The organism is Achromobacter semiaridum (assembly GCF_053543755.1).
Map to the genome: position 1 here is coordinate 1 of NZ_JBLVOL010000084.1, position 8,522 is coordinate 8,522.

Sequence of the window (8,522 nt, forward strand, 5' to 3'; positions counted from 1 at the left end):
CGACACGGCCGCCACGCGCGGCGCCGACGCCACGGCCCATGCCGCGCTTGCCGCCGGGGGCCCGTCGGCCCGCCTGTTGGGGCAGGCATTGCGCCAGGCCTTGCAGACCAGCGGGCTGTTCTACGAATCGCACCTGACCGACATGGTGTTCGGCCGCACCAACCCGGACGCGCTGCAAAAAGAGCCCCAGGCCAACCTGACCAAAGAGCCCGCCCAGCAGAACGCGGCACTGGCGCGCAACCGTGCCGAAGCCCCCGCCGCCAACCGCACGGCCGGTGGTGGCGACGCGGCAACGGGCGCCGGGTCCTCGACCAGCCCGGCGCCTGGCACGCCCGTCGCGGGCATCCATCAGGACCTGACCGTGCTGGTGCGCCAACAGCTGGACGTGCTGGCCAACCAGTCCCTGACCTGGCAAGGCGAAGCCTGGCCCGGCACGCCGATGGAATGGGAAGTGGAACGCGACCCCTACGGTGGCGATCCCGATTCGGCCACGCCCACCTGGGCCACCCGCTTGAAGCTGGACCTGCCGCGCCTGGGTCTGGTGGATGCCCGCCTGAACCTGGCGGGCGACCAGATCGTCTTGCAACTGGTCGCGCCGCTGGCGGCCGGTGAAATCAATGATGCGTCCGACCAGCTGCGCTCGCGCCTGTTGGCCGCCGGCCTGACGCTGAGCAACCTGGCGGTCAGCGTGACCGACCCGCGCCCCGTCATCCCGACCGACTTCTGATGAGCACCCTCTCCTATTCCGAGGACGGCGTCCCCGCTGGCGGCCCCAATGCCAACCGCAATGCGGCCGTCGCCATTTCCTACGACGACAAGGACGGCGCGCCGCGCGTGGTGGCCAAGGGCTACGGCCAGCTTGCCGACACCATCGTGCGCGCCGCCGAGGAAAACGGCCTGTATGTGCATGAGTCCCGGGAACTGGTCGGCTTGCTCATGCAAGTGGACCTGGACGCACATATTCCTCCCCAACTGTACGTAGCGGTGGCAGAATTGCTGGCCTGGCTGTACCGCCTGGAATCGCGCGAGCTTCCCCAAGCGGCGCCGCCCGCCTGACCCCACTTTCTAAGGACCACCATCGTGTTGGAAGCCAGCGACCCGGAATTCCTGCTGACCCGGCCGGACGACATGCGTTCCGCCCTGTTCGAGCTGACGCACCCCGACAGCCACATCCTGGTGCGCGACGCCGCCGACCGCGAGATGGCGGTGCTGGTGCTGGGCGCCGACAAGCAGACGCGCCAGTTCTTCTGGCGGCCCCGCGACTACGCGGGCGCCGACTTCGAACAGTCCGACAGCATGGGGTTGTTAAGCGGCACGACGTTCCACTTCCACGCCACCGCCTATGGCGGCGTGCAGATCCGCTTTCGCGTCCAGCGCCCCGAAGTCATTCATTTCGATGACGGCAGCGCGGCGTTGATGTCGCCGTTTCCCGATCGTCTGGCGCGCATCCAGCGACGCAAGATGTTCCGCGCCTCGCTGGTCACCGGCGCCGGGCAGTGCCAGGCCACATGGCAAGCCGAGCCCAAGGCCCGCCCCTTGAGCTTCACGGTGCGCGATATTTCCGTTGACGGCGTGGGCTTGCGCGCCGGGCTGGCGGTGCCCGCCCTGCCCGAGCGCGGCACCGTCATGGAAGACGTGCAACTGGACTTCGGCGACCTCGGCAAGCTCAGCGCCAACCTGGAAGTGCGTAACGTCTACCCGATTTCCGGCCAGCCGATGGTCCAGCCCGACAGCCCGGACGAAGCGCCGCGGCATTTGTCGCTGACCGGCGAACCGCCGATGAGCCACGTGGGCGCCGTGTTCCTGAACCTGGACGCGCGCCAGGAAAACTGGCTGCAAAAAGTGGTGTGGCGTCTGGAGAAAGGCGCGCAGCGCAACTGACCCGCCAAGCTGCCCCCTAAAAGCAAAAAGGCCTTTCCACCGGAAAGGCCTTTTTTCGGATCGACGCCGCCGTCAGGCGACGCGCCCGCCATGCAGGTCTTGCACGCCTTACACGGCCATCGACGAGATTTCCTTGTAGGCCGCAACCAGCTTGTTGCGCACCTGCACCGCCGTCTGAAAGCCAAGGCTGGCTTTCTGCATGTCGATGATCACATCATTCAGCGAAATATCCGGCGCGCCCATTTCAAAGGCCTTCGCCTGCGCCGACGAAGCGTTCTGCGCCGAGGTCACGCGGCGGATCGAGCGCTGCAACTCGGCGGCAAAACCGTCGGGCTGGCCAACCGATTCTCCGGCGGCCAGATTGCCGGTTTCCGCCTTGCTCACGACGGTGCGCATCTGCTGGAGCATGCTTTCGATGCCGTTCAAGCCTGAGACAGCCATTACCTGATTCCTTGCTGGTGGGGCGATTCGCCAATGTTGCCGCAAAGCGTACCGCCGATCGCGCACGCCCATAGCGATTAAAAACCGCCAAAAACCCCGACATTTCAACGAATGCCCACAGCCGGGGCCGGATCAGCCCATTCGCTATCGACATAGAGGATAAGTAACGCCAAAAACCGGCTGTTTTCATCGATTGGGATTGTCGACCCAAGGGCAATAATCCAGGCTCTCCCCAGACCAGAAGCACGTTGCATGTGTAATCTGCCCTACCCAGACATGAAGTCCTTTTCCTTGCGCCGCGCAGCCAGCGGGAGCCGTCGATGAATCAGCAGGCCACTCTGAGTTCGTCGCTGCTGGCGAAGTTCCCTGTGCTGGAAAAGGTCCGCGCACTGCCCAAGCCCGTCTTGCTTGGCGCGGCGGCCGCCGTCGTCGCGCTGATCATCGCCGCGGTGATGTGGAGCAGCGAGCCCAAGTACAAGGTCCTGTTCTCGAACCTGGACGACCGCGACGGCGGCGCCATCGTAACGGCCCTGGGCACCATGAACGTGCCCTACCGCTACAACGAGACGGGCACCGCGCTGCTGGTGCCGGCCGACCGCGTCTACGACGCCCGGCTGCAACTGGCTTCGCAAGGCTTGCCGCGCGGCGGTTCCGTCGGCTTCGAACTGATGGACAACGCCCGCTTCGGCGCCAGCCAGTTCGCGGAACAGATCAACTACCAGCGCGGTCTGGAAGGCGAGCTGGCCCGTTCGATCGAAGCCATGCACACCGTGCAACACGCCCGCGTTCACCTGGCCATGCCGCGCCAGTCGCTGTTCGTGCGTGAACGCCAGGCGCCCACCGCGTCCGTGCTGCTGAACGTCTACCCGGGCCGCAGCCTGAGCGATGCGCAGGTCTCGGCCATTTCGTGGCTGGTGGCCTCCAGCGTGCCCGAACTGACCGCCGAAAACGTCTCCATCGTCGACCAGAACGGCCGCCTGCTGTCCGCGCCGCTGGGCGAAGGACGCGGCATGGACGCTGACCAGATGCGCTTCGTGCGCGAAATGGAACAGCGCACCGTCGAACGCATCCTGACGATCCTGAACCCCCTGGTCGGCCCCGGCAACGTGCACGCACAAGCCAGCGCCGACGTGGACTTCGCCCGCCGCGAAGAAACGTCCGAGGTCTACCGCCCCAACCAGGAACCTGGCCAGGCCGCCGTGCGCAGCCAGCAAACCAGCGATTCCACGCAGCGCGGCGTCAGCCCCGCCCAGGGCGTGCCGGGCGCCCTGTCGAACCAGGCGCCTCCCAATGCGCAAGCGCCGCTGGCCAACCCGCCCGCGCAGCAGCCGCCGCGTCCGGGCCAGCCGCCCGCCGCGGCCGGTGCCCAGCAACAGCAGCAACAACAACAGCAGCAAACCGGCACCCAGGCGGCCACGGCCAACCTGAACGAGCGCCGCGACGCCACCACCAACTATGAAGTGGACCGCACCATCAGCCACATCAAGCAGCCGGTGGGCAACCTGAAGCGCCTGTCGGTGGCTGTGGTGGTGAACTACATCCGCGACAAGGACGGCGAGCCGCAAGCCCTGCCGCCCGAAGAACTGAGCAAGCTGACCAATCTGGTTCGTGAAGCCATGGGCTATTCCGAAACGCGTGGCGACTCGCTGAACCTGGTCAACAGCCAGTTCAACGATGGCCCGCCGCCGCTGCCGATGTGGCGCGATCCGGAAATGATTGCCCTGTTCAAGACGATCCTGGCATGGCTGGTGGGTCTGGTGGTTGCGTTCTGGCTGTATCGCAAGATTCGCCGCTCGGTCACCGAGTACCTGTACCCGCCGGTGGATCCGGAAATGGCTGAAGCCGAGCGTCAGGAAGCCGCTCGCGAAGCCCAGGACGCCGCCCGCAGCAAGGAACTCAGCCGTTACGAAGACAACCTGGAACGCGCCCGCACGATGGCCAACAAGGATCCGCGCGCCGTCGCGATGGTTCTGCGCACCTGGATGAGCAAAGATGAAAAATGATTCCACTCCGATGGACGGCATGACGCGCAGCGCCGTCCTGATGATGTCGCTGGGCGAGGACGCCGCAGCCGAGGTCTTCAAGTACCTGAGCGCCCGTGAAGTGCAGCAGGTGGGCGCGGCGATGGCCAGCCTGAAGCAGGTCACCCGCAACGACGTGGCCGTGGTGCTGGAAGAATTCCGCCAGGAAGCGGACCAGTTCATGGCCGTCACGCTGGGCTCGGACGACTACATCCGCAGCGTGCTGACCAAGGCGCTGGGCAGCGACCGCGCGGCCGGCCTGATCGAAGACATCCTGGAAGCCGGCGACGGCGGCAGCGGCATCGACGCGCTGAACTGGCTGGACCCGAACACCGTGGCCGAGCTGATCGGCGACGAACACCCGCAGATCATCGCAACGATCCTGGTGCACCTGGAGCGCGACCGCGCGGCCGGCGTGCTGGCTTTGTTGACCGACCGCCTGCGCAACGACGTCATGCTGCGCATCGCCACGTTTGGCGGCGTGCAGCCGGCGGCCTTGTCCGAGCTGACCGAAGTGCTTAATTCCGTGCTGGCCGGCCAGGGCGCCAAGCGTAGCAAGATGGGCGGCGTGCGCACCGCGGCCGAGATCCTGAACATGATGAATTCCTCGGACGAGGAAACCGTCGTGGCCAGCCTGCGCGAACGCGACAACGACCTGGCGCAGAAGATCATCGACGAGATGTTCGTGTTCGACAACCTGCTGGACGTCGAAGACCGCGCCATCCAGCTCATCCTCAAGGAAATCGACAACGACACGCTCATGGTCGCGCTCAAGGGCGCCCAGGAAGAGCTGCGCGCGAAGTTCCTGCGCAACATGTCCAGCCGTGCCGCCGAAATGCTGCGCGAGGACCTGGAAGCGCAAGGCCCGATCCGCATGTCGAAGGTGGAAGGCGAGCAGAAGAAGATCCTGCAAATCGCCCGCCGCCTGGCCGAGAGCGGCCAGATCGTGCTGGGCAATTCCGGAGACGACGCGTATGTCTGAAGCGGACAACGGCGCGACGACGCTCATCTCGCGCAGTGCCGCCTGGCGGCGCTGGCAGATGCTGTCGTTCGACGAGCCGGCGACCGTCGAAGCGGAGCCCGAACCGGAACCCGATCCCGGTCCGGACCCCGCGGTAGTGATGGCGCAGCTGCGCGCCCAGGCCGTGGCCGAAGGGCGCGAGGAAGGCTACGCGCAAGGCCATGCGGCCGGCGTCGAAGCCGGCCAGCAGGCGGGCCACGAAACGGGTTATGCCGCGGGCCGCGAAGCCGGTTACGCCGAAGGGCTCGCCCAGGCGCGCCAGCAAGGCGCTGAGGAAGCGCAGCGCCTGAACGCGCTGGTGCAGGCCTGCGCCGCGTCCGTGGGCGCGCTGGAAGAAAAGATGGGCCAGAGTCTGCTGACGCTGGCGCTGGACATCGCGCAGCAGGTCGTGCGCACCACCCTGTCCGAACAACCCGAAACCGTGATCGCCGCCGTGCGCGATGTGCTGCACATCAACCCGTCGGCCGGCGGCCAGATGCGCTTGTGGGCCAACCCCGAAGACATCGAACTGATCCGCCTGCACCTGGCGGACGAATTGAAAGAAGGCCATTGGCGCGTGCTGGCCGATGAGTCCATCGCGCGCGGCGGCTGCCGCGCCGAAACGCCTTTTGGCGATATCGACGCCACCTTGCAAACCCGCTGGCGCCGCGTTGCGGCCTCGCTGGGCCGCAACGTGTCTTGGGAGGATCCGGCGTGAACGGCGATCAGGCATCGGCGCAGACCGGCCAACCCGCCCTGCCCGCGACCTCCGCGAGCACGGTGCCGGTGCTGGACCGCTGGAAGACGCAGCTGGAGATCGGATCGATCCGCGCGGCGTCCACCGACCCCTGGCTGGTCAGCGGCAAGATCACCCGCGCCACCGGCCTGGTGCTGCATGCCACCGGCCTGCGCCTGCCCGTGGGCGCCGCCGCCCGCATCGAAATCGCGCGCGGCCACGATCACTGGGCGGATGCCGAAGTGGTGGGCTTTGACGGCCACACCCTGTACCTGATGCCGCAGGCCGATATTTCCGGCCTGCCGCCCGGCGCGCGCGTCGTGCCCGGCGAGCCGCCCGTGCAACGCGCGATCCCGCTGCCGCGCAAGGCCGAATTGAATGGCAATGCCAAGCCCCAACTGGGCCGTCACCTGCCGGTGGGCAACGCGTTGCTGGGCCGCGTGCTGGACGGCGCGGGCCGCCCGCTGGACGGGCTGGGCCCATTGACGGGGGCCGAACTGGCGCCCTTGTCCGCGCTGCCCATCAACCCCTTGTCGCGCGCGCCGATCGATACCGTGCTGGACACGGGCGTGCGCGCCATCAACGGTTTGTTGACGGTGGGACGCGGCCAGCGCATGGGCCTGTTCGCAGGTTCCGGCGTGGGTAAATCCGTGTTGCTGGGCATGATGGCCCGCTACACCAAGGCCGACGTCATCGTCGTGGGCCTGATCGGCGAACGCGGCCGCGAAGTCAAGGAATTCATCGAACACAACCTGGGCCCCGAGGGCCTGGCGCGCTCGGTCGTCGTGGCCGCGCCCGCCGACGTGTCGGCGTTGCTGCGCCTGCAAGGCGCGGCCTATGCAACGCGTCTGGCCGAGCACTTCCGCGACCAGGGGCTCGACGTCTTGCTGATCATGGATTCGCTGACGCGCTACGCCATGGCTCAACGCGAAATCGCGCTGGCCATCGGCGAGCCGCCCGCTACCAAGGGCTATCCGCCGTCGGTGTTCGCCAAGCTGCCGATGCTGGTCGAACGCGCCGGCATGGGCGCACCGGGTCCGTCCGGCAAGGCCGGTTCCATCACCGCGTTCTACACGGTGTTGGCCGAAGGCGACGACCAGCAAGACCCCATCGCCGATTCGGCTCGCGCCATTCTGGACGGCCACGTGGTGCTGTCGCGCCATCTGGCCGAAGCCGGTCACTACCCCGCCATCGATATCGAGGCGTCGATCTCGCGAGCCATGACGTCGCTGATCACGCCGCAGCAGTTCGCCGTGGTGCGCCGCTTCAAGCAGAACCTGTCGCGCTACCAGCGCAACCGTGACCTGATCGCGGTGGGCGCCTACGCGGCGGGCAACGATCCGCAGCTGGACGAAGCCATCGCCCGCTATCCGCGCCTGGAAGCCTTCTTGCAGCAAGACATCGGCGAGAACATCGGCTACGACGAAGCCGTCAACCAGTTGCGCGCCAGTTTCGAGTTAAGGGACACCTATGCCTAGCCAATTGCCCTTGGACATGTTGATCAACCTGGCCAAGGAAAGCACGGATGAAGCCGCGCGCCTGTTGGGCCGCCTCAGCGCCGAACGCACCAATGCCGAGCGCCAGCTGGGCATGTTGAGCGACTATCGCCAGGACTATCTGGAACGTCTGCAACAGGCCATGACGACCGGCATGTCGGCCAGCGATTGCCACAACTACCAACGCTTTATCGGCACCCTGGACGACGCCATCGGCCAGCAGCAGGCCGTGTTGCGCCAAGCCGATGACAACCTGGCCAAGGGCCGCCAGTACTGGCAGCAGGAAAAGCGCAAGCTCAGCTCGTACGACGCCCTGGCGCAGCGCGAACTGCGCGCCCAGGCCGTCGTGGAATCCCGCCGCGAACAACGCGCCAATGATGAATATTCCGCCCGCCTGGTCCAGCGCCAGGCCGGGATGCATTAAGCAATACCTAACAGGAAGCCCCAGATGACCGCTCCCCTGCCCCTGCCCACCGTCGCGCCTTTTGCGCCCACGTCCAACGCCGACGCGCTGGGCGCCAAGTCCGCGCCCGCGAACAAGAAAGGCCCAAGCTTTTCCGACGTGCTGGCCCAGCAGCGCCCGAAGCCGTCCGCCGATTCGCGCCCCGCGAACAACGGCGCCAAGACGCCCGCCAAGAATGCAAACACCGGTGACGCCGGCAGCGACGCAGCCGGCAAGGCCGAATCAGCCGCCGCCGGCGCCATCGACGAGGCCGTGAAGACCGCCACGTCCGCCGAAGCCGGCGCGCTGGCCGTGGCCGCCTCGCAGCAGCCGGTTGCCGCACTGCCGCAGCAAACGCTGGAACTGGCGGCGCAGGCCGCCGAACAGGTGCAGCTGGCACGCGGCACCGCCGAATCCGCCGCCGCCGCGATGAGCAACGGCGCAGCCGTTCTGACCGCCGCGCTGACCGCCGCCGACGCACCCGCCACCCCACGCACGCCGGTTG

At 67.1% G+C, this 8,522-nt stretch carries 9 protein-coding genes and 1 pseudogene; 9 read left to right on the forward strand and 1 reads right to left on the reverse strand.

Annotated features, from left to right (window positions below; translation table 11 throughout):
- The 3 genes from ACNPP0_RS21775 to ACNPP0_RS21785 form a co-directional block, all read left to right on the forward strand.
- A partial coding sequence (locus ACNPP0_RS21775) for a flagellar hook-length control protein FliK (protein WP_448706975.1) occupies positions 1–727 on the forward strand: 727 nt, incomplete at its 5' end.
- A complete protein-coding gene (locus tag ACNPP0_RS21780; RefSeq protein WP_332607632.1) occupies positions 727–1,056 on the forward strand; it encodes an EscU/YscU/HrcU family type III secretion system export apparatus switch protein in 330 nt (109 codons plus the stop codon). The genes ACNPP0_RS21775 and ACNPP0_RS21780, both read left to right, overlap by 1 nt.
- 24 nt (positions 1,057–1,080) lie before the next feature.
- Entirely contained in the window at positions 1,081–1,881 is an 801-nt protein-coding gene (locus ACNPP0_RS21785) for a flagellar brake protein (protein WP_448706976.1), read from the forward strand.
- 108 nt (positions 1,882–1,989) lie between these two features.
- Here ACNPP0_RS21785 and fliE read toward each other — a convergent pair whose 3' ends face one another.
- Complete coding sequence (gene fliE, locus ACNPP0_RS21790; RefSeq protein WP_046807469.1) at positions 1,990–2,322, reverse strand: flagellar hook-basal body complex protein FliE; 333 nt, start codon at positions 2,320–2,322, stop codon at positions 1,990–1,992.
- A gap of 320 nt (positions 2,323–2,642) precedes the next feature.
- Between fliE and fliF the strand changes: the two genes are divergently transcribed.
- The 6 genes and pseudogenes from fliF to ACNPP0_RS21820 all read left to right on the forward strand — a co-directional run.
- Positions 2,643–4,325, forward strand: coding sequence for a flagellar basal-body MS-ring/collar protein FliF (fliF, locus tag ACNPP0_RS21795; RefSeq protein ID WP_332607630.1), 1,683 nt, complete (start codon positions 2,643–2,645; stop codon positions 4,323–4,325).
- The gene (fliG, locus tag ACNPP0_RS21800; RefSeq protein ID WP_039883173.1) at positions 4,315–5,325 is read left to right on the forward strand and encodes a flagellar motor switch protein FliG; all 1,011 of its coding nucleotides are present in this window, start codon (positions 4,315–4,317) and stop codon (positions 5,323–5,325) included. Before fliF ends, fliG begins: the two co-directional genes overlap by 11 nt.
- A complete protein-coding gene (fliH, locus tag ACNPP0_RS21805) occupies positions 5,318–6,061 on the forward strand; it encodes a flagellar assembly protein FliH (protein ID WP_332607629.1) in 744 nt (247 codons plus the stop codon). Before fliG ends, fliH begins: the two co-directional genes overlap by 8 nt.
- A gap of 62 nt (positions 6,062–6,123) precedes the next feature.
- On the forward strand, positions 6,124–7,557 hold the full coding sequence (gene fliI, locus ACNPP0_RS21810; RefSeq protein WP_162941321.1) for a flagellar protein export ATPase FliI: 1,434 nt from the start codon (positions 6,124–6,126) through the stop codon (positions 7,555–7,557).
- Positions 7,550–7,999, forward strand: coding sequence for a flagellar export protein FliJ (gene fliJ, locus ACNPP0_RS21815; RefSeq protein WP_046807473.1), 450 nt, complete (start codon positions 7,550–7,552; stop codon positions 7,997–7,999). The genes fliI and fliJ overlap by 8 nt, the downstream gene beginning before the upstream one ends.
- A 24-nt stretch (positions 8,000–8,023) precedes the next feature.
- Positions 8,024–8,522, forward strand: a pseudogene (locus ACNPP0_RS21820) (flagellar hook-length control protein FliK); the annotation flags it as partial.

Excerpts from the sequence above, each read along its gene's own strand:
- ACNPP0_RS21780 (WP_332607632.1), top strand. The coding sequence starts at position 727 with ATGAGCACCCTCTCCTATTCCGAGGACGGCGTCCCCGCTGGCGGCCCC.
- fliE (WP_046807469.1), bottom strand. The coding sequence starts at position 2,322 with ATGGCTGTCTCAGGCTTGAACGGCATCGAAAGCATGCTCCAGCAGATG.
- fliF (WP_332607630.1), top strand. The coding sequence starts at position 2,643 with ATGAATCAGCAGGCCACTCTGAGTTCGTCGCTGCTGGCGAAGTTCCCT.
- fliG (WP_039883173.1), top strand. The coding sequence starts at position 4,315 with ATGAAAAATGATTCCACTCCGATGGACGGCATGACGCGCAGCGCCGTC.
- fliH (WP_332607629.1), top strand. The coding sequence starts at position 5,318 with ATGTCTGAAGCGGACAACGGCGCGACGACGCTCATCTCGCGCAGTGCC.
- fliJ (WP_046807473.1), top strand. The coding sequence starts at position 7,550 with ATGCCTAGCCAATTGCCCTTGGACATGTTGATCAACCTGGCCAAGGAA.